The sequence below is a fragment of the Desulfacinum infernum DSM 9756 genome (assembly GCF_900129305.1).
Lineage (GTDB): Bacteria > Desulfobacterota > Syntrophobacteria > Syntrophobacterales > DSM-9756 > Desulfacinum > Desulfacinum infernum.
In genome coordinates this window covers 28,905-48,575 of sequence record NZ_FQVB01000011.1, presented here as the reverse complement: position 1 = coordinate 48,575, position 19,671 = coordinate 28,905, and the positions used below count along the sequence as shown (strand labels likewise).

The window sequence follows — 19,671 nt, the reverse complement described above, 5'->3', positions numbered from 1 at the left end:
CCGCACGTTCTAATCTTTGCCGATGTCGCTTCGATAATACATCCCCTCAAAGGAAACCTTGGCCATCTCCCGATAGGCGATGTCGCGCGCCTCGTTCAGCGTGTCACCCGTGCTGACGATACAAAGCACCCGCCCGCCCGTGGTCACCAGGTTCCCGTCTTCGCCCCATCCGGTTCCCGAATGGAAGACCAGACAGCCCGGGTCCACCGCCTCCAGGCCCTGGATGGGCACCCCGATCTTGTAGCGCTCGGGATAGCCCTTGTACCAGCCCTTTTTCCCCCTGGTTCGTCCGCTCACGGCGATGAGGCAGAGCCGATAGCGGGGATCCCATTGGAGATCGAGGTCCTTGAGGTTCCCCGTGAGGATGGCCTCGGACACCTCCACGAGATCCGTTCGGAGCCGGGGAAGAATAACCTGAGCTTCCGGATCTCCCAAACGGATATTGATCTCCAGAACGTACGGCGTGATGCCGCCCGGTTCCTCCACCAGCATCAGCCCCAAATACAGGATACCACGGTACAGGATATCGTACTTTTCCCGAATGCCCCGGATGACCGGCTCGGCCACCCGGCTCATGATGGTTTCCACCAGGGCGTCATCGAGCCACGGATGAGGCGAATAGGAACCCATCCCTCCGGTGTTCTTTCCCTCATCGTTGTCGCGGGCGCGCTTGTAGTCCTGGGCCGCCACCATGGGCACGATGCTGTAGCCGTCCGTAAAGCAAAAGAAGGAAAGCTCCCGGCCGTACAACCGCTTTTCGATATCCACCCGGGCACCGGCATCTCCAAAGATCCTCTTTTCCATGATGTCGTGGATGGCCGCTTCGGCATCGGCCACACCGTCGCAGACCAGGGAGCCCTTTCCGGCTGCGAGTCCGTCGGCCTTGACCACCACCTGATGGCCCACGGACCGCACGTAGTCACGGGCCTTGTCGGGATCCGAAAAGATCTCGAATTCCGGCACCGGAATCCCCAGCTCCCGCAGCATGACCTTGGTGTCGCACTTGCTCGATTCCAGGCGGCTCGCCTTTTGATTGGGGCCGATGATGGGCAGTCCGCGACTCTCGAAAAGATCCACAATGCCGGCCGAGAGGGGTTTTTCCGGCCCCACGAAGGTCAGATCGATCCCTTCCTTTTCGGCGAAGGCCGCCATCTCTTCCGGCGTCTTGGCATCCACGCATTCCGCCGTCTGAGAGATACCCGCATTGCCATGGGCCACGTACACCTTCCGAACCCGATCGCTCCGGGTGAACTTCCACGCGATGGCGTGGTCCCGACCCCCGCTGCCGACCACAAGAACCTTCATGCTCTTCCTTCCATCCTTTCCCAATCGTTGAGAGATATTCGGATTCCGTCCCGGCTCAGCTCCTTCAGACGGAATGGAAAAGCGGGGAACTTCCCCGCTTTTCCTTCCTCGAACCTGTCACGATCTGGCGAAAACCGTCCTCTTCCAGGTGGCGTTTAAGTTAGCGGCTATCGCTCATCTTCTTCAAATAGTCGCAGATGGCGCCGTCGTAACGGTGCGTCAGGCAAAACGCCTTGGCGGCCAGGCGAAGACGCGTCTCCCTGGAGAGGGCCCCGTTGGAGCGATCCATTTCCTCCAGGATCCGTTCATAGTCTTCCGGATCGGTGACCACGGCCACGTGGGCATTGTTCTTGGCCGCGGCCCGGATCAGGGTGGGCCCCCCGATGTCGATGTTCTCGATGGCCTCTTCCAGCGTGCACCCCGGTTTGGCCACCGTTTGCTCGAAGGCGTACAGATTGACGACCACCATGTCGATGGGCTCGATCCCATGCTCGGCCATGGTGCGCCGGTGCTCCTCCCGGTCCCGCATGCCCAGGATGCCCCCGTGGATTTTGGGGTGGAGAGTCTTGACTCGACCGTCCAAGATTTCGGGAAATCCCGTGAAATCACTGACGTCCAGGACCTTCAGACCCCCTTGGCGCAATGCGGCGGCCGTTCCCCCCGTGGAAAGGATGTCCACGCCGTGCCGGGCAAGCCCCCGGGCGAACTCCAGGAGGCCCGACTTGTCCGTCACACTCACCAAAGCCCTCTTGATGACCGTCATGATCGCCCTCCCCTTTGCAAGCCGCTCGGCTCCCTCAGGCCGCCTTTTCCGCCCGGGGCAGCACCTTGTCGAAGATCGCGTAGGCTTCCTGAACCACCGGCGCATCGGCGGGAAGCCGGCTGGTGGGCTTTCCTTCCATGTCGAACTGAGCCAGCAAGGGATCCGCGGGAAGCACGTAGATGTTGCCGTCGCCGAACATCTTTTCCACATCCTCCGGCCACCGTGCCGGCGGTTCCTGAACCTGGTTGACCACCAGGATGCGGTGGCCCACCCGCATGGGCAGAGAATCCACCAGCTCGGCGATCCGGCAGGCCGCCATGAGGCCCCTCCGACTGGAGTCGGAGACCAACAGCAGGAGATCCACGTCCTTTTGGGTCAACCGGCTGAAATGTTCCATGCCCGCTTCGTTGTCGATCACCAGATAGTCGTAGTTCTTCATCAGCCTGTCCAGCAGGCTGCTCAGCAGGTTGTTGGCCGCGCAGTAACAGCCCGGTCCTTCCGGACGGCCCATGGCGATCAGGTCGAAGCCTTCGCCTTCCACCAGAGATTGTTCCATCTTCATCTCCATGAAGATGTCCTTGGTCATTCCCACGGGGACGTCCTTTTTCATCATTTCCCGGGCATCGGAAAGCGTCTCTTCCAAAGGAACACCCAGCACCTCGTTGAGGTTGGAATTGGAATCCGCATCCACCGCCAGGACGGGCTTCCGCCCGGTTTCGATGAGATACCGGATCACCAGTCCCGCCAGGGTTGTCTTGCCCGTGCCGCCCTTACCACCCAGCGCTATTGTCAGGCCCACGCGTTTCCTCCTTGATTCGCCGACATATTAAGATCTTCAGAGCCGCATCATCCTATTCAGCCCTCCCGGGAGTGTCAACCGCGGGTCCCTTCTTCCCGGCCGGCGGCCGTCGGGTTTCGCGCCCCCTCCCGGCGCCCCCGCCGGGCCGAGCCAAGAAAAAAGGCGGGAAAATTCCCGCCTTTTTTCTGCGAACAGGATGGGATGAGGCGGTGCGCCTCAGTCCACTTTGGGCCGCGGCAGGAGGCCCGCCGCTTCCATGATCTCCGGCACCTTGTGTTCCCACTCGATGGCCATGAGGTGGATGCCGGCCACGCCGGGCATTTCCCGGATCTCCTGGATCTGTTCCACGGCGATCTTGATGCCTTCCTCGGCCTGCTTCCTCTTTTCCACGCCTTTGAGGCGCTCGATGTAGTAATCGGGCACATCCAGACCGGGAACGAACTTGGCCATGTAGCGCGCCATGCCCACGGACTTGAGGGGCGTGATGCCGGCCATGATGTAACACTTCTCGGTGAGACCCTCTTCGTGGGCGATGTGCATGTACTTGCGGAACTTTTCCATGTTGTAGATGCATTGGGTCTGAATGAAATCCACCCCGGCGTCGATCTTCTTGGCAAGACGCGTTACCCGGAATTCGAAGGGATCGCCGAAGGGGTTGGCGGCGGCTCCGATGAAGAACCTGGGCACGCCTTCGCATTCCTGGCCGCTCAGCATCTTGCCCTCATCGCGAAGCTTCTTCACGATGGAAATGAGCTGGACCGAGTCCACATCGAAGACGTTTTTGGACTGGGGATGGTCCCCGAACTTGTTGTGGTCGCCCGACAGGCACAGGACGTTTCGGATCCCCAGGGCGTAGGCCCCCAAAAGATCGCTCTGCATGGCGATCCGGTTGCGGTCGCGGCAGACCATTTGCAAGTTGGGCTCCAGACCCATGTCCACCAGCAGCTTGCAGACAGCCACGCTGGACATGCGCACCACCGACGTCTGGTTGTCGGTCACGTTGATGGAGTCCACCATGCCCTTCAGGTAGCCGGCCTTCTTTTCCACGGCCTCCACACTCGCACCCCGGGGAGGACCCAGCTCGCCAGTGACCGCAAAATGCCCGCTGGTCAAAACCTTTTCCAGATTGCTTCCGGCTTTCATAGCTTCAAATCCTCCCTCACGATCTTGCGTGGACCACCATCACGGCTCGTCGACCAGTCTTTGATGGGAAAGACGGTGCGGAGCTTTTCCACCTTGCCCAGTTCCACCATGCGGTCGTAGATCAAGTGCCAGATACAGTCGATCTCCGGGCTCACTTCGCACTGCTTGTTGGCCGAACCGCCGCACGGACCGTTCATGAGGCTCTTGGAACACCGGGCGATGGGGCACAGGCCTCCGAAGTTGTGGATGATGCAGTTGCCGCAGGACTGGCAGAATTCCGCCCACACGCCGTGCTCCAACGCGCCGCCGATGAAGGTGGTGTTGAGCATGGGGAAGACCTGGATGGGATACTTCTTGGCGATGAACTGGGGCCCCACGCTGCAGGCCATGGAAAGGACCGCGTCGAAACCGTTTTCCTTGATCATGGGGGCCAGCTGATCCACGTATTCCGGATCGCACTGACGCTCCAGGGTGTGCTCCACCACCTCCAGCGGGTTTCCTGCCTTTTTTCTGGCGATCCGAAGCGCGGAGGCCAAGATGCCCACCTCTTTGGTTCCTCCGGCACAGCAGACCGTCACGCAACCCTTGCAGCCGACCAGAAGCACCTTTTTGAAGTCGGCGACCATCGCAAGGATCTCCTCGATGGGTTTGCGTTCTGCAACAACCATGGATCCTTTCCTCCCCCGGCATGCCTCCACGCATGCCTTGCCAAATGACCGGTCACATCCCTTCTGGTGCAGTCAGATCGAACCGCACCCCCAAAATGTCATGTGCTCATGGCCTCGGCCCCACCGCCTTCCCACAGAGGATCCTCTTCGGCCGCCCCCCTGACGGGCGACGGGCCCAGACGGCGGATCCTTTCGGTCATCTCCCGCGCAGCGGCGGCAAAGCCGGGGCCGTCGGAAGCGGCCACATGGAACATCTCCACACGCTCCGGCTCCAGCCCCACCTCTTTCAGGATCTCTTTGACCGCCGCCACCCGGCGCTTGGCCTTCAGGTTGCCGTTTTGGAAGTGGCATTCCCCTTCGTGGCATCCGGCCACATAGACCCCGTCGGCGCCGTTTTCGATGGCCTTGAGCAGATGGAGCATGTCCACCCGCCCGGTGCACGGGACATTGACAATACGCACATTGGGCGGGTAGTCGAGCCGCATCGAACCTGCCAGGTCCGCCGCCGTGTACGCTCAGTACATGCAACAGAAAGCCACGATACGCGGTTCAAAAGGTTCCATAGGCAGCTCTTCGGTGGGGTTTCTGGAAACGGCTCGTCATCCCCCGACCCATCGCGCCTCCATCGTCCCACGGGCCCGTCGGCGTCGTGCGGGGTGCCGGCCGCACTGGGGAAGCTGGCGAAATGGGACAATTTTCACACGCTGAGCATATATCGGATGGGCATTTCCTTGTCAAGCTGTCAACCGGATCCGATGATGTTTCACCCCCCACGGTCCATCCGCACTGCACAGGGAAAGAAATTGCCCATTGAGGTCACGATTTTTTTCACGCATCCGGGGCTTGGACCAGGGCCCGGACCGCCCTTCGGAGCACAAAAAAACAGCGGGGACAAAAAAGGACGTCCAGCCGGTCCAGGTGTTGGACGGACGGACTGAACTGCATGAGGCATCCCGGCGTGTCGCAATGATAGATCTCCAGGGTGTGGCCCAACTCGTGCAAAGCCACCTTCACCAGCCGCTCGTAATACCGGTCCAGGGGCGCCTCCCCCCCGTCCGCATTCCGCCTGAGCCTCGCCCCCGAAACCAGAGCGAACCGGCCGCCTATCTGAGCCTCCCCGAACACGAAACGGAGGATGGGCACGCACAGGTCCACCGAAGCCAGCCCCACGATCCGACGGTGTCCGGGAAGATCCGTCCATGCGGCCATGTGGGCCACGATCCTGGACGCGTCGAACTGATGCCTGTCGGCCAGGTAGGCCGATTCGGGCAAGGGGCGCGGCTCCAAGATATCCGTGGCCAGTCCCAGGACCGCCTGAACATTGGCCGCCACAATCCGCACCGCCACCCCGCCCACGTCCCCCAGAGGAACCACGCCCACCACGCCCCCAGTCCCGGAAGATCGCCTGTCTGCTTGGGTTGCACCCGTCACCCGTTCACCCGCAAACCATACTTCTTGATTTTGTTGTGGAGCGTGGTTCGATTGATCTCCAACAGCTTGGCGGCCCGGCTGATGTTGCCCCCGCACAGGGAGAGGACCCGCTGGATGTGAAGCCGCTCCATCTCCTTGAGGGAATGGGGCTCACTGGGAGCGCCCCCCCGAAAGAGAAAGGCGAAATCGTCCCGCTGCAACCTCCGGCCCTTGGTGAGCACCACGGCGCGCTCCACCGCGTTTTCCAGCTCCCTCACGTTTCCCGGCCAGTCGTAGGCACACAGCAGTTCCAGCGCCCCCGCATCGAAGCCCTCCAACGGCTTGTTGGTCTCACGACGGAATTTGCCCAGAAAGTGCTCCGCCAGCACCGGAATGTCCTCCCGGCGCTCCCTGAGCGGAGGCACCTGGATCTCAATGACATTCAGCCGGAAATAGAAATCCTGCCGGAAATGGCCCCGCTCCATTTCCCGGCTCAGGTCCCGGTGGGTGGCGGAGATGAGCCGGAAGTCCACCGGGATGTCCCGGGTCCCTCCCACCCGGTGAATGCGCCGTTCTTCCAGGACCCGCAGGAGATCCACCTGCATCTTCATGGGGATCTCCCCGATTTCGTCCAGAAAGAGCGTCCCGCCTTGGGCGATCTCCAGCCGGCCCTTCTTGGCCTTGGTGGCCCCGGTGAACGATCCCACTTCATGGCCGAAAAGCTCGCTTTCCAGCAGGCTTTCCGTGAAAGCTCCACAGTTGATGGGTACGAAGGGACCGAAACGCCGGGGGCTGCGCGCGTGGATGGCCTTGGCCACCAGTTCCTTTCCCGTGCCCGTCTCACCCCGGATGAGCACGGGCGAATCCACGGCGGCCACTTCCTCGATGAGTTGGAAAAGGGCCTGCATGGGTTCCGAGATCCCCACGATGTCCTGGTATCGCTCGGCGGCGGTGGTGGCGATCTGTTGTTTCAAGAGGAGGTTTTCATCGAGGAGGCGTTTGTGCTGTTGGAGCTTTTCCACCAATAGGGTGAGCTGCTCCGGCTCGAAGGGCTTCATGAGATAATCGTTGGCGCCCAGTTTCATGGCCTCCACCGCCGTCTCCACGGACCCGTAGGCGGTGATCATCACCACCATGGTGGAGGCATAGCGTTCTTTGACCTGCTTGAGCACCTCCATGCCGCTCACGTCCGGCATCTTGATGTCCAGGAAGATCAGATCGTAGTCTTCCCGTTCCAGGCGCTCCAGGCCTTCCCGTCCGCCCGAAGCCCCTTCCACGTGGTAGCCGCCCTTCTTGAGCCAGCCCACCAGGGACTCGCGAACGATGAGCTCATCATCGATGACCAAAATCTTGAAACGTCCCGTCATGACCGCCCCTGTTCCCCCCGGCTCTCCTGCCTGCACGGAAAACGGACAATGAAGCGGGCGCCTTCGCCCACCCGGCTCTTCACATAGATGGTTCCGCGATGTTCCTTCACGATGCCGTAAACAACGGAGAGACCCAGGCCCACGCCCTTGTCCTGGCTCTTGGTGCTGAAAAAGGGCTCAAAGATTTGAGACATCATCTCCTGGGGAATCCCCACGCCCGTGTCCTCCACCTCCAGGCGCACTTCGCCCCGGGTCTCGTCGTGGGCCGTCCGGATGGTCAGCCGCCCCCCGTCGGGCATGGCCTCCATGGCGTTGAAGATGAGGTTGATGAGGCACTGCTGGATCTGGCCGGGATCGCCTTCGATTTCCGGCAGGTCTTCTTGCAGATCGAGCACCAGGTCGATCTGCTGCAGCTGCATTTTGTGTTTGCTCAGCAACACCACCCGGTCCACCACCTGATTCAGCCGGAAAAGGCGCTTTTCCAGCTTCTGCTGGCGGGAAAAGGAGAGAAGATTGCCCACAATGGCGCTGCACCGGGCCGATTCCGTATCGATGAGACTCAAGTAATACTTGAACTGCTCCACATCCTCCGGACTCAGGCCCTGTTCCAGCTGCTTGCGCATGAGCCGCGCCAGGGCGTGGATCCCCGAGAGGGGGTTGTTGATTTCGTGTACCGCGCTGGCCACCAGCTTTCCCAGGGCGATCATCTTGTCTTCATGGATGAGCCGGGCCAGGTCCCGCTTGAGGGCCCGTGTCTTTTGTTCCAGCTTCTGTTCCAGTTCGTCGGTGATGTCCCGGAGAATCTCCAGCACCAGCTCCACGGACCCCTTGCGGTTTTTAAGGGGCACCGTGGTGATTTCGCAATAGCGAACGGCCTGGTTGCGGTCGTAGTGCTCGTGGATGGCATGACCCGTTCCGCCCGTCTGGAGGCATTCGTCCAGCGGACAGTGAAGACCATTATGGGAGCAGGGGGTGAGCGTGCGGTGGGTGATCTGGTGACAGAAGGCGCCGATCACATCATCCTTGCCCATGCCCGTCCATTCCAGGAACGCGTCGTTGGCGTCCAGAATCTTTCGATCGGGCTGCATGATGAGCACCCGGTCGCGAATGCTGGAAAAGATGCTGTCGGCGATCCCCTCGATGAGTTCCAGCTGCCGCTCCCGGAAAAGATACTCCTCCTGGAACCGGATGATGTCTCCGAAAAGGCGGGAGATGGCCGCTTCCAGCACCCGGACCTTGGCCGGGTAGTGGCTCAAAAAATCCTCCAGGAGCTCTTCGTTTCCGGTGAGCTCGATGACCAGGTCCAGATCGGGGATCTCGTAGAAATCGCGGTAATCCGCCGTGGTTTGGATCCCCATGGTCCGGGCCAGGCGGATCCCCTCGGCCGAATCGTCCGGATCGGCCACGGCCACGATCTGGGCCTGAAGCCGGGGAAACCTCCGGGCATCCATCATCTCAAGAAACGCCCGGCATCGCTTTCCCCCGCCGATGACGGCGATCTTCATGGGCCTTTGCCGCTGCATGGCAATCCCGCCCACCTCCCGTTTCCTGTGCCGAAAAAAAGAACAGCCTGTTTAAATTTTCATCGACCACCGCCCGGCCCCGCCCTGCCAGCTTTCGCCGAGATGGGGACGGGGAACTTGTCTAAGAATTAGACATCCGCGGGCTCGGAAAGAAAAGCCTTTTTGCCTCCGGGCGCCGTTTTCGGCCGCGGCCCGGGAAAGCTTTAGCAAGACCGGTGCTGAAGCGCCGGAGGACCGTTGCGGCGCGATGGTCCAAACGATGGAGATCCGCGGGGGATAAGGGCCCGCCCTACGGGGAACCTTTCTGGAGGACTCGGGCTGGGGGGAGGCCGATCACGGCCAAGGCCGCTCCCACAGCGGCGAAGAAACCCGTTGGCCTACGACCTTCCCGTCGGCTGGCATGGCGATTGCTCACTTTAGCGACCAGAAAACCCCAACACGGGAGGGTGACGCCATGAAGGAAAAAGCTGCCAAGAAGAGGCAAAGGATGCAGGTCTTCGGCCTGGAAGGGGAGCTTCCCTGCGTGTGGATGAAGGCCGGGGTCATCAACTTCAAGCTTTGCGACAACGCCTACAACTGTCTCACCTGCGCCTTCGACAAGGCCATGAGCGGGCGGCTGAAGGAAGGGGACGAACGGCTGGAGAGCTGGCGGGCGCCCTACCAGGCCAAGCCCTACGGCCAAAAGGAATGCCGCCACATGCTTTCGGCCAGCGTGCCCTTCCGGCTCTGCGGTAACGCCTACGACTGCGCCACCTGCGAATTCGACCAGGTTCAGGAAACCCGTACCCTGACGGGAGAGACCGGAAGGCCGCCGGTCCGAAACGTGGCCGGATTTTGGATGGCAGACCAAACCTACTACCACCGGCGCCACACGTGGGCCCGCGTGGAGCACGGTGGGTTGGTGCGAATAGGTGTTGATGATTTCACCATGCGCTTGTTAGGATATATCACTCAGATCCGGCTACCCCGCCTGGGAGCCCACCTGGAACGGAACCACGCAGGCTGGACCTTCCGGCGGGAAGACAAGATCGCTCCCTTGGTGTCCCCCATGGACGGCGTGGTGGTGGCTCGCAACCACGCGGCGGTGGAATCGCCCGACCGGGCCAAGCGGGACCCCTACGGAGACGGTTGGCTGCTGGTCATCGAACCGACACATCTCAAGCGCGACCTCCAAGAACTCTACACGGACGACGCCGCTCGAAACTGGCTCCTCGCGGAAACCCACAGACTGGAATCGCTCGTTGCCGTGGACACGGAACTGCCCCTGGCAGCCACCGGTGGTGAGGTGATCGAGGATATCTATGGCAACGTGGCGCATCTCAGCTGGGATCGTTTGGTGGAGGAGTTTCTTCGGCCGTGAGGACGCAAGGGCGTGGAAGGAAGGACTGAGGTTTGTCGAGGACGGGGGCGCCCCCGTTCTCGATTTTTTTTGATGGGAAGGGAGGTGGCGCATGGATGACGGGCTGAACACCGCTCGCCTTCGCGTGAACTACGAGCTGGCCGAACAGGTTTTCCAAAAGAGCCGGATTCAACCGACCGTCTGCTATCAGTGCCGAAAATGCACCAGCGGCTGCCCTCTGACCTTCGCCATGGATTACCCGCCGGACCGGATCGTGCGGTTCCTCATCCTGGGTCTGGAAGAGCGCATACTCAGGAGCCGCACCATCTGGGTCTGCTCCTCCTGCGAGACCTGCACCACCCGGTGTCCCAACGACATCGACATCGCAGGCCTTATGGACCATTTGAAGGAAGAAGCCCACGCCCGCGGCATCGTGCCTCCCGAGTGCCGCCCCATTCACGCCTTCCACGAGGCTTTCCTGGAGGATGTGGCCCGGCGGGGCCGCGTGTTCGAAGCGGGCCTGCTTCAACGCTACATGCTCACAAGCGGAGCCTGGAAGAGCCGGCTGGCCGACGGGACCCTGTGGAGCGAAGTCCGGACGGGCCTGGCCCTTCTGCGAAAAGGCCGCCTGCCACTGCTGCCCAGGGGAGTCCAGGCCCGAGACGAGATCCGGCGGATTTTTCAGGGAGTCGGGGATTCGGAAGCACCATCCGATCCGGTCCATGCTTCCTCCGGAGCGGAAAACGCCGATGCCTCGGCCGACCCGTCCTGATCCGCTGGCGGCTTATTGAAACAAGAACCCCCAAGGAGCGCCATAAATCCCCAAACGTGCCATGACCTGCGGAACATAAGGAGAGGCTATGGAGACCGTTGGCTACTATCCGGGCTGTTCGCTGGAAGGAACGGCACGTGATTACGCCGCTTCCATCCGGGGCGTGTGCCAAATGCTCCACGTGGAACTTCGGGAACTGGACGACTGGAACTGCTGCGGCGCCACGGCCGCCCACAGCCTGAACCGCCGGCTGGCCGTGGAGCTTCCCGGCCGCAACCTGGTTCTGGCCGAAACCCAGGGCCTTTCGGAACTGGTGGTTCCCTGCGCCCTGTGTTTCAACCGGCTGAAAACCGCGGAAAAGGCCCTCCTGGGGCCCGAATCCCACCGCTACTCGCTCCAATACGAAGGATCCGTCCGCGTGATGGACCTCATGGACTTTCTCACCCGACCCGAACGCCTCCAATGGATGGAAACCCACCGGGTGCGCCCCCTGGAGGGAATCCGGGCGGTCTGCTACTACGGGTGCATGGTGAATCGACCTCCCAAGATCACCGACGCCCCCTCCTGGGAAAACCCCACCAACATGGATGCTCTCCTTTCCACCCTGGGCGCCCGGGTGCTGGACTGGCCCTTCAAGACGGATTGCTGCGGGGCCAGCCATTCGGTGAGCCGCCCGGATCTGGTGACCACCCTCACGGGCCGACTCCTTTCCAGGGCTCTGGCCCAGGGCGCCAACTGCATCGTGGTTTCCTGCCAGATGTGTCAGGCCAACCTGGACATGTTCCAGGAACGGGTGGCCCGGGAACTGGGAACCGCCCTGGATCTGCCCGTCTTTTACTTCACCGAATTGATGGCCCTGGCACTGGGACACCCCGACGCCGCAAGCTGGGCGCGCCGGCACCTGGTGGACCCGGTGCCGCTTCTCGAAGCCTCGGGCCTTGCCGTGTGAGCGGGTAAAGGTTTGGTGTGCTTAGAAACTCGCCCTGGAAGAACAAAAACGGAGGCGCTATGAGTTCGCACGATTCCGGAAACGGGAACGCCGTCGGGTCCGTCCTGGTGGTGGGCGGAGGCATCGCGGGCATGCAGGCGAGCCTCGATCTGGCCAACAGCGGATACCGGGTGGTTCTGGTGGAAAAGGACATCAGCATCGGCGGCAACATGGCCAAGTTGGACAAGACCTTTCCCACCAACGACTGTTCCACTTGCATGATTTCCCCCAAACTCATCGAAGTGGCCAGCCATCCCAACATCCACATTTTGACGCGCACCCGCGTGGTGGATTTGGAGGGGGAACCCGGTCGCTTCCGGGTGACCGTGCAGCGCGAGCCCCGCTATGTGCTGGAAGACCGCTGCACCGCCTGCGGGGAATGCATGCAGGTCTGCCCGGTGGAAATCCCCGCCGACTTCAACCAGGGACTCAACAAGCGCAAGGCCATCTACCGCCACTTTCCCCAGGCCATCCCGTCCAGTTTCGCCATCGACAAGAAGGGCATGGCCCCCTGCAAGGCGGCCTGCCCGGCCGGTATCAGCGTCCAGGGATACGTGGCCCTCATCGCCCAAGGAAAATACCGGGAAGCCCTGAAGCTCATCCGAAAGGACAATCCCCTGCCCGCCGTCTGCGGCCGGGTCTGCCACCACCCGTGCGAGAACGCCTGCAGCCGGGGCCGCCTGGACGAGCCCGTGGCCATCGATTTTCTCAAACGCTTCGTCTGCGATTGGGAAGCCGCCGAGGGACCGGCCGAACCGCCCGAACGGAAGCAATCCACGGGAAGGAAGGTGGCGGTCATCGGAGCGGGCCCGGCCGGCCTGACCGCCTCCTACTACCTGGCCCTGGAAGGTCATGAAGTCACCATCTTCGAAGCCATGCCCGAACCGGGCGGTTGGCTCCGGTACGGCATCCCCGAATACCGCCTGCCCCGACACGTCCTCAAGGCCGAGATCGACTTCATCCGGTCCAGCGGCGTGGAGATCCGGACAGGCATGCGCCTGGGCCGGGATTTCCAACTGGAGGACCTTCGAAGCCAGGGCTACGAGGCCTTCTTTATCGCCATCGGCACGCAACAGGATCTGAAATTGAACGTTCCCGGAGAAAATCTGCGGGAAGTCTACACGGGAACCAGCTTCCTGCTGAAACTCAACAGCGGAGAAACCCCACCCATCGGAAGGAGAGTGGCGGTCATCGGCGGCGGCAACTGCGCCATGGACGTGGCCCGCTCGTGCCTCCGGCTGGGGGCCGATGAGGTCCACGTGATCTACCGGCGGAGCCGGGAGGAGATGCCGGCCAACCCCGAAGAAGTGGAGGAGGCTTTGGAAGAGGGGGTGCAGATCCACTTCCTGGCCGCGCCCATCGCCATTGACGGAAGCGAAGACGGGCACGTGACGGGTCTCCAGTGCATCCGCATGGAACTGGGAGAGCCCGATGAGAGCGGCCGGAGGCGTCCCGTGCCCGTGGAGGGATCCGAGTACCACGTGGACGTGGACAGCGTCATCGCGGCCATCGGACTCATGACGGACCTGGACGACCTCGAGGCCATGGATCCGGCCAGCCGGCCCCAGGTGAGCCGCTGGGGCACGCTGGTGGTGGATCCGATCACCTACGAAACCAGCGTGCCGGGTGTTTTTGCCGGTGGGGACGTGGCCACGGGGCCCGCCACGGTGGTCCAGGCCATCGCGGCGGGAAAGGAAGTGGCCGTCTCCATCGATCGGTTCCTGCGCGGCCGGGACCTCAAAGCCGGGCGTCTGCCCCATGTCCATACGGCCCCGACGCCGGATCTCCGGGTTCCCAAGGTCCCGCGGACCGCAATGCCCCGACTGGATCCCCAGGAGAGGGCCCGCACGTTCCAGGAAGTGCAGCTGGGATTCGACGAGGAAGCCGCCCGGCGGGAAGCCGAAAGGTGCCTCCACTGCGGGGTGTGCAGCGAATGCTACCAGTGCGTGGAAGTCTGTCTTGCCCGGGCGGTGGACCACTCCATGGAGCCGAGAGAGGAAACCCTGGAAGTGGGCGCCGTTCTCTACGCCTGCGGCTTTTCGCCCTTCGATGCCCGCCAAAAGCCCGAATACGGCTACGGACGCTATCCCAACGTGATGACCAGCCTGGAATACGAGCGGATCCTGGCGGCGTCGGGACCCACCAACGGGCATGTGGAACGCCCCAGCGACGGCGCCGTTCCCAAGAAGATCGCCTGGATCCAGTGCGTGGGATCCCGGGACGTGACCATCGGCAAGGACTACTGCTCCACGGTCTGCTGCATGTACGCCACCAAGCAGGCCATCGTCACCAAGGACCACGAGCCGGACGTGGAAACCACCATCTTCTTCATCGACCTGCGGGCCATGGGGAAGGGATTCGAGCGCTACCGGGACCGGGCCGTCACGCGTCACGGCGTTCGCTATGTCCGCTGCCAGATCAGCCGCATCATCGAAACCCCGCAAGGGAACGATCTGGAAGTGACCTACGTGGACGAGGAAGACCGCATCCGAACGGAGGTCTTCAACCTGGTGATCCTGTCGGTGGGTCTGAGCGTGCCGGAAGGGGCGGTGGAAACGGCCCGTGCGCTCGGCATGGAGACGGACCGGTTCGGCTTCGTGGAAACTGATCCGCTGGATCCCGTGCTGAGCCGCCCGGGCGTGTACGTCTGCGGGGTGAGCGCAGATCCCAAGGACATTCCGGAGACGGTGGCCCAGGCCAGTGCGGCCGCCGCATCGGCCCAGAGCCTCCTGGCCGAAGCCAGAAACACGCAGACCACCCCGCCGCTCCAGGTGGAAGAGCGGTCCTTGCCGGGAGAGATCCCGCGGATCGGAGTCTTCGTCTGCCATTGCGGCATCAACATCGCCGGAGTGGTGGACGTGGAGGAGGTGGCCCGCTACGCCCAAGGTCTACCCAACGTGGTTCATGCGGAAAACCTGCTCTTTACCTGTTCCACCGATTCCACGGAAAAGATCAAGAACATCATCCGGGAAAAGAACCTGAACCGGGTGGTGGTGGCCTCCTGCTCGCCCCGCACCCATGAGCCCCTCTTTCAGGACTGCCTGAAGGAGGCGGGAATCAACAAGTATCTCTTCGAAATGGCCAACATCCGGGACCAGTGTTCTTGGGTGCACGGGGCGGACCCGCAAAAGGCCACGGAAAAGGCCAAGGACCTGGTGCGCATGGCCGTGGCCAAGGCCCTCTTCCTGGAGCCTTTGCAGGAACTGCCCGTTCCGGTGACCCAGCGCGCCCTGGTCCTGGGCGGGGGAGCGGCCGGCATGACGGCGGCCAAGAACCTGGCCGATCAGGGGTACTTCACGTATCTCGTGGAGATGGAGAACGCCTTGGGAGGAGAGGCGCGCAAATGGCTCCGGCGCCATCCCTCGGGGCTGGATGTGACCGCCGCCCTGAAGCGGCTCGAAAAGGACGTGCGGCACCACCCCCAAATCGAGGTCCTGTTGGAAAGCCGGGTGCTCTCCTTTGAGGGACATACGGGCCATTTCCTCAGCCGGGTTGCCACGCCGCGGGGGCCCGTCACTCTGGAATACGGAGCCCTGGTGGTGGCCACGGGAGGGGAGGAGTACCGTCCCCGGGAGTACGGCTACGGCACCGACCCCAGGGTTCTCACCCAACGCGAGTTTCACAAGAAGATGGCGGAAGATGCTGAGGCGGCCGGGCGGGCGAAGCGGGTGGTGATGATCCAGTGCGTGGGATCCCGGGATGAAGAGCGCCCCTACTGCAGCCGCGTCTGCTGCACGGCGGCCATCGCCAACGCGCTGCTCCTCAAGGAAGCCGATCCCGAAGCGCAGATCACCATCCTCTACCGGGATATCCGCACCTTTGGAAAACGGGAGCTGCTCTACCGCAGGGCTCGTGAGGCCGGCGTGCGTTTCTGCCGTTACAGCCCGGAAGCCAAGCCGGAGGTGGTCCCTGAGGAGGATCGAATCCTGGTTCACGTGTTGGACCAAAACATCGGCGAGGTGCTGGAGCTGGAAGCGGATCTGCTCGTTCTGAGCGCCGGGATCGTCCCCCGAAGGACCAATCAGGACGTGGCCGCCCTCTTCAAGCTCAACACCGACGCGGACGGCTTTTTCATGGAAGCCCATGTGAAGCTTCGCCCCCTGGACTTCGCCAATCCCGGCCTGTATCTCTGCGGCCTGGCCCACAGCCCCAAGTTCCTGGAGGAATCCATCGCCCAGGCTAAAGGGGCCGCCGCCCGGGCGGCCACCATTCTGAGCAAGGAACGGCTGTTCGTGGGGGGGCGGGTGGCCGTGGTGGATCCGGCCCGCTGCGCCGTGTGCCTCACCTGCGTCCGCACCTGTCCCTACGAGGTGCCCGTGGTGGCGACCCCCACCCAGTCGCTACGGCGCGCAGCCTACATTGATCCGGCCAAGTGCCAGGGCTGCGGCGCCTGCGCGGCCGAATGCCCTTCCAAGGCCATCCAGCTGCAGCATTTCACCGACGTTCAGATCCTGGAAAAGGCCAAAGCCGCCGTGTGCTGAGGCGATCCTTTGGCTTTTTCGTCAAGAGACGGCACGGTCAACCCCCGGCGGTAGGGATGAATCATGATTCGTCCCTACCGCCCACGTCTCCGTTGCAGAAGGTTCTTGGAAACCCGGAATGAACCTTGACGTTGCCTCTTTTTTCACATACAAAGATTCTGTTTTGTGGATAGTCTGCCCAGAAGGACCGGAATCGTAGACCCTCTTGGTTCAACCCACTTTGACCGGTTTCGCGCCAGGGGTGTGCCGGGGCCGGGTTGTCGTGTTTTCGGATAGGTTTTCACACTTTTTCGGCTGCAAGGCCACAGAGAGTCGAGGGATCCTATGGCGGGTACAAATGAAAAGAAGTTCAAAGGCAATGTGCTTGTGGTAGGCGGCGGCGTTGCCGGCATGAACGCGGCGCTGGACCTGGTCGCCCAGGGCTACCACGTGGACCTGGTGGAAAAGGAAGCGGAGCTGGGTGGCACGGTAAGCAAGCTGCACCGTCTCTATCCGCTGTGCAGCTGCTGCAAGGTGGCCAATCGCGCCACGGCCTGCGCCCAACATCCGGACATCACCGTGTGGACGGGTTCCACCGTGAGCGCCGTTTCCGGAAGCGTGGGCGATTTCAAGGTCACGGTTTCCGGTCCGGACGGCGAGAAGACCCTGGATGCCGGAGCGGTGGTGCTGGCCCTGGGCGTGGAACCCTTCGATCCCTCCGTTTACGACACCTATGCCTACGCCCAGTTCGAAAACGTCATCACCAGCGTGGAGCTGGAATGGCTCCAAAAGCCGGTGGGACCGTTCCAGGGCATCCCCAAAAGGCCTTCCGACGGCCAGGTGCCCAAGAAGGTGGCCTGGCTCCAATGCGTAGGATCCCGTGAAATCAACAAGTGCGATGCCCCTTACTGCTCGTCCGTCTGCTGCATGTACGCCCTGAAGGAAGCGGTACACCTCAAGGACGCCCTGCCGGAAGCGGAAACCGCCATCTTCTACATGGACATGCGCACCCACGGAAAGGGCTACGAGCGCTACTTCAACGAAGCCAAGGAAAAGGGCGTGCGGCTGGTGCGCAGCCGAATCCACAGCATCGAGAAGGCGGCGGGAACGGAAGACCTGGCCTTGGAATACGTGGACGAAAACGGGAAGAAGCAGGAAGAGGTCTTCGACCTGGTGGTTCTTTCCGTGGGGCTTCGCCCCTCGGCGGAACTGGCCGAGCTGGCCGAAAAGCTGGGGGTTCAGCTTTCCGAAGACCATTACGTGGCCACGGACAATTTCAAACCGGCGGAGACGAACGTTCCGGGTGTTTTCGTTTGCGGCGGGACCACGGGACCCCGGGATGTGCACCAGAGCGTGGTGGAAGCAGCCGCGGCGGCCGGCAAGGCGGCCGCCGCTCTCAAGGGCGCCTCGGGCAACGGCGCGACACCTGAATTTCGGGACGTGAGCGGCGAAGAGCCCGCCATCGGCGTGGTCATCAGCCTGTGTCCGTCCAAGAGCCCCGAATTTGCCGGACTGGTGGAACCGCTCGCCTCCTTCGTCAAGGAGCTTCCCGGCGTGGCCTTCGTGGAACGGCTGGATCTTACCGACGGCGGAGCCTTCGTCCGGTTGGGCGGCCTCCTTTCGGAAAAGAAGGCCAATCGACTCATCTACGCCAGCTGTACGCCCATCATGCACCAGGAACTGGTGGAATGGGCCATGAAACAGGCGGGCCTCAATCCCAGCCTTTATGACTTTGTGGACCTCAGGGCCCTGGGTGCCGCCCCCGCCGAATTGGACCGCCTGAAGGATCTTCTCCGGACGGCCGTGCTCCGTGCCCGACTCCTGGAACCCATGACGTACACCAAGGTGCCCGTCCACAAGGCGGCTCTGGTGGTGGGCGGCGGGTTGGCCGGCATGGAAACGGCTCTGGCCCTGGCCGAGATGGACGTTCCCGTGACGCTGGTGGAAAAGAAGGAGACCCTGGGCGGCCACGCCGTCAAGGTCCGCTCCACGTGGAAGGGCGAATCGGTCCAGGATTTTCTGAAGGCCACCGTTCAGAAGGTGGAATCGAATCCCAAGATCACGGTCCTCACCTCGGCCCAGGTGGTGGGAGCCCGGGGGTTTGCCGGAAACTTCGTGTCCACCGTCGTTCAGAACGGCGAGAAGAAGGAAATCGAGCACGGCGTGGTGGTTCTGGCCACGGGTGCCCACTCGATCAAGCCTGCGGAATACGGCTACGGAACGCATCCCGCCATCTATCGGTGGTCGGACTTCACCAGGAAGATGATCGACGATCCGGCAGCCTTCAAGGACGCCAAATCGGCCGTCTTCATCCAGTGCGTGGGGAGCCGCGAACCCGAACGGCCCTACTGCAGCCGGTTGTGCTGCACCTTCGCCGTTCGCTCGGCCATCGACCTCAAGACCCAGAACCCCGACATGGACGTGTACGTGCTCTACCGCGAGCTGAGAGCCTTCGGCGAGCGCGAGCGCATCTACAAGGAAGCCCGGGAAAAGGGCGTCTTTTTCATCCGCTACGATTTGGATTCCAAGCCGCAGGTGGCGGTGGAAGGCGATCAGCTGAGGGTGTCGGTGGTGGATCCCATCCTGGGCCGGGAACTGGTGCTCACGCCGGATGTGATCTCGCTCCAGACGGCCATCGTTCCGGCGGAAGCAACGGATCTGGCGGCCTTCTACAAGGTCTCTCTCAACGAGGACGGGTTCTACAAGGAGTCTCCCGCCAAGATGAGACCGGTGGACGGCGAGACCGACGGAGTCTTCTTCGCCGGTCTGGCCCTGGCACCCAAGGCCGTGGAAGAAAGCCTGGCGGAGGCCTGGGCCGTGGCCGCTCGAGCCAAGCGCATCCTGGATCAGGACGTGATGCTGGTGGGCGGTGCCGTGGCCGAAGTGGATCCCGACAAGTGCGCGGTGTGTCTTACCTGCGTGCGCACCTGTCCGTTCGGCATTCCTTTCATCGACAGCCCCCAGGGCCACGCCTTCATCGACCCGGCCCTGTGCCAGGGCTGCGGCATGTGCGTGAGTGAATGTCCGGGCAAGGCCATTTCCTACCGCAGGCTGAGTGACGATCAGATCGCTCTCATGGCCCGAAGCCTCCTTCAGGGCTCTTCGGCCAACTAACGGCCTCGGAAAGAATGCAT

General features: G+C 62.4%; 13 protein-coding genes and 1 pseudogene. 5 read left to right on the top strand and 9 right to left on the bottom strand.

What is annotated here, in order from left to right:
• Positions 1–9: 9 nt before the first annotated feature.
• The 9 genes and pseudogenes from purD to BUB04_RS06675 all read right to left on the bottom strand — a co-directional run bounded on the left by purD (position 10) and on the right by BUB04_RS06675 (position 8,978).
• The gene (gene purD, locus BUB04_RS06715) at positions 10–1,305 is read right to left on the bottom strand and encodes a phosphoribosylamine--glycine ligase (RefSeq protein ID WP_073038187.1); all 1,296 of its coding nucleotides are present in this window, start codon (positions 1,303–1,305) and stop codon (positions 10–12) included.
• A 184-nt stretch (positions 1,306–1,489) separates the two neighbouring features.
• A pseudogene (locus BUB04_RS06710) lies at positions 1,490–2,068 on the bottom strand (IMP cyclohydrolase); the annotation flags it as partial.
• A gap of 34 nt (positions 2,069–2,102) precedes the next feature.
• Complete coding sequence (locus BUB04_RS06705; protein WP_073038183.1) at positions 2,103–2,867, bottom strand: ATP-binding protein; 765 nt, start codon at positions 2,865–2,867, stop codon at positions 2,103–2,105.
• Positions 2,868–3,083: 216 nt separating this feature from the next.
• Entirely contained in the window at positions 3,084–4,010 is a 927-nt protein-coding gene (locus BUB04_RS06700) for a methylenetetrahydrofolate reductase (RefSeq protein WP_073038181.1), read from the bottom strand.
• A complete protein-coding gene (locus BUB04_RS06695; RefSeq protein ID WP_073038179.1) occupies positions 4,007–4,678 on the bottom strand; it encodes a methylenetetrahydrofolate reductase C-terminal domain-containing protein in 672 nt (223 codons plus the stop codon). Before BUB04_RS06695 ends, BUB04_RS06700 begins: the two co-directional genes overlap by 4 nt.
• Before the next feature lie 98 nt (positions 4,679–4,776).
• Complete coding sequence (locus tag BUB04_RS06690) at positions 4,777–5,241, bottom strand: hydrogenase iron-sulfur subunit (protein ID WP_084076268.1); 465 nt, start codon at positions 5,239–5,241, stop codon at positions 4,777–4,779.
• A gap of 265 nt (positions 5,242–5,506) precedes the next feature.
• Positions 5,507–6,109, bottom strand: a complete 603-nt coding sequence (locus BUB04_RS06685; RefSeq protein WP_178371925.1) for a zinc metallopeptidase — start codon at positions 6,107–6,109, stop codon at positions 5,507–5,509.
• Entirely contained in the window at positions 6,106–7,455 is a 1,350-nt protein-coding gene (locus tag BUB04_RS06680) for a sigma-54-dependent transcriptional regulator (protein ID WP_073038175.1), read from the bottom strand. The genes BUB04_RS06685 and BUB04_RS06680 overlap by 4 nt, the downstream gene beginning before the upstream one ends.
• Positions 7,452–8,978, bottom strand: a complete 1,527-nt coding sequence (locus BUB04_RS06675) for an ATP-binding protein (RefSeq protein WP_073038291.1) — start codon at positions 8,976–8,978, stop codon at positions 7,452–7,454. The genes BUB04_RS06680 and BUB04_RS06675 overlap by 4 nt, the downstream gene beginning before the upstream one ends.
• A gap of 454 nt (positions 8,979–9,432) precedes the next feature.
• On the opposite strand from BUB04_RS06675, the gene BUB04_RS06670 reads away from it, so the two are divergent.
• The 5 genes from BUB04_RS06670 to BUB04_RS06650 all read left to right on the top strand — a co-directional run bounded on the left by BUB04_RS06670 (position 9,433) and on the right by BUB04_RS06650 (position 19,651).
• Positions 9,433–10,338, top strand: a complete 906-nt coding sequence (locus BUB04_RS06670) for a glycine cleavage system protein H (protein WP_073038173.1) — start codon at positions 9,433–9,435, stop codon at positions 10,336–10,338.
• 91 nt (positions 10,339–10,429) lie between these two features.
• On the top strand, positions 10,430–11,089 hold the full coding sequence (locus tag BUB04_RS06665) for a 4Fe-4S dicluster domain-containing protein (protein WP_073038172.1): 660 nt from the start codon (positions 10,430–10,432) through the stop codon (positions 11,087–11,089).
• Between the two features lie 88 nt (positions 11,090–11,177).
• On the top strand, positions 11,178–12,038 hold the full coding sequence (locus tag BUB04_RS06660; protein WP_073038170.1) for a CoB--CoM heterodisulfide reductase iron-sulfur subunit B family protein: 861 nt from the start codon (positions 11,178–11,180) through the stop codon (positions 12,036–12,038).
• Positions 12,039–12,097: 59 nt separating this feature from the next.
• Positions 12,098–16,558, top strand: a complete 4,461-nt coding sequence (locus BUB04_RS06655) for an NAD(P)-binding protein (RefSeq protein ID WP_073038168.1) — start codon at positions 12,098–12,100, stop codon at positions 16,556–16,558.
• Between the two features lie 324 nt (positions 16,559–16,882).
• Entirely contained in the window at positions 16,883–19,651 is a 2,769-nt protein-coding gene (locus BUB04_RS06650) for an FAD-dependent oxidoreductase (RefSeq protein ID WP_073038166.1), read from the top strand.
• Positions 19,652–19,671 lie beyond the last annotated feature (20 nt).

Excerpts from the sequence above, each read along its gene's own strand:
- BUB04_RS06650 (WP_073038166.1), top strand. The coding sequence starts at position 16,883 with ATGGCGGGTACAAATGAAAAGAAGTTCAAAGGCAATGTGCTTGTGGTA.
- BUB04_RS06675 (WP_073038291.1), bottom strand. The coding sequence starts at position 8,978 with ATGCAGCGGCAAAGGCCCATGAAGATCGCCGTCATCGGCGGGGGAAAG.
- BUB04_RS06695 (WP_073038179.1), bottom strand. The coding sequence starts at position 4,678 with ATGGTTGTTGCAGAACGCAAACCCATCGAGGAGATCCTTGCGATGGTC.
- purD (WP_073038187.1), bottom strand. The coding sequence starts at position 1,305 with ATGAAGGTTCTTGTGGTCGGCAGCGGGGGTCGGGACCACGCCATCGCG.
- BUB04_RS06680 (WP_073038175.1), bottom strand. The coding sequence starts at position 7,455 with ATGACGGGACGTTTCAAGATTTTGGTCATCGATGATGAGCTCATCGTT.
- BUB04_RS06700 (WP_073038181.1), bottom strand. The coding sequence starts at position 4,010 with ATGAAAGCCGGAAGCAATCTGGAAAAGGTTTTGACCAGCGGGCATTTT.
- BUB04_RS06670 (WP_073038173.1), top strand. The coding sequence starts at position 9,433 with ATGAAGGAAAAAGCTGCCAAGAAGAGGCAAAGGATGCAGGTCTTCGGC.
- BUB04_RS06655 (WP_073038168.1), top strand. The coding sequence starts at position 12,098 with ATGAGTTCGCACGATTCCGGAAACGGGAACGCCGTCGGGTCCGTCCTG.
- BUB04_RS06660 (WP_073038170.1), top strand. The coding sequence starts at position 11,178 with ATGGAGACCGTTGGCTACTATCCGGGCTGTTCGCTGGAAGGAACGGCA.
- BUB04_RS06665 (WP_073038172.1), top strand. The coding sequence starts at position 10,430 with ATGGATGACGGGCTGAACACCGCTCGCCTTCGCGTGAACTACGAGCTG.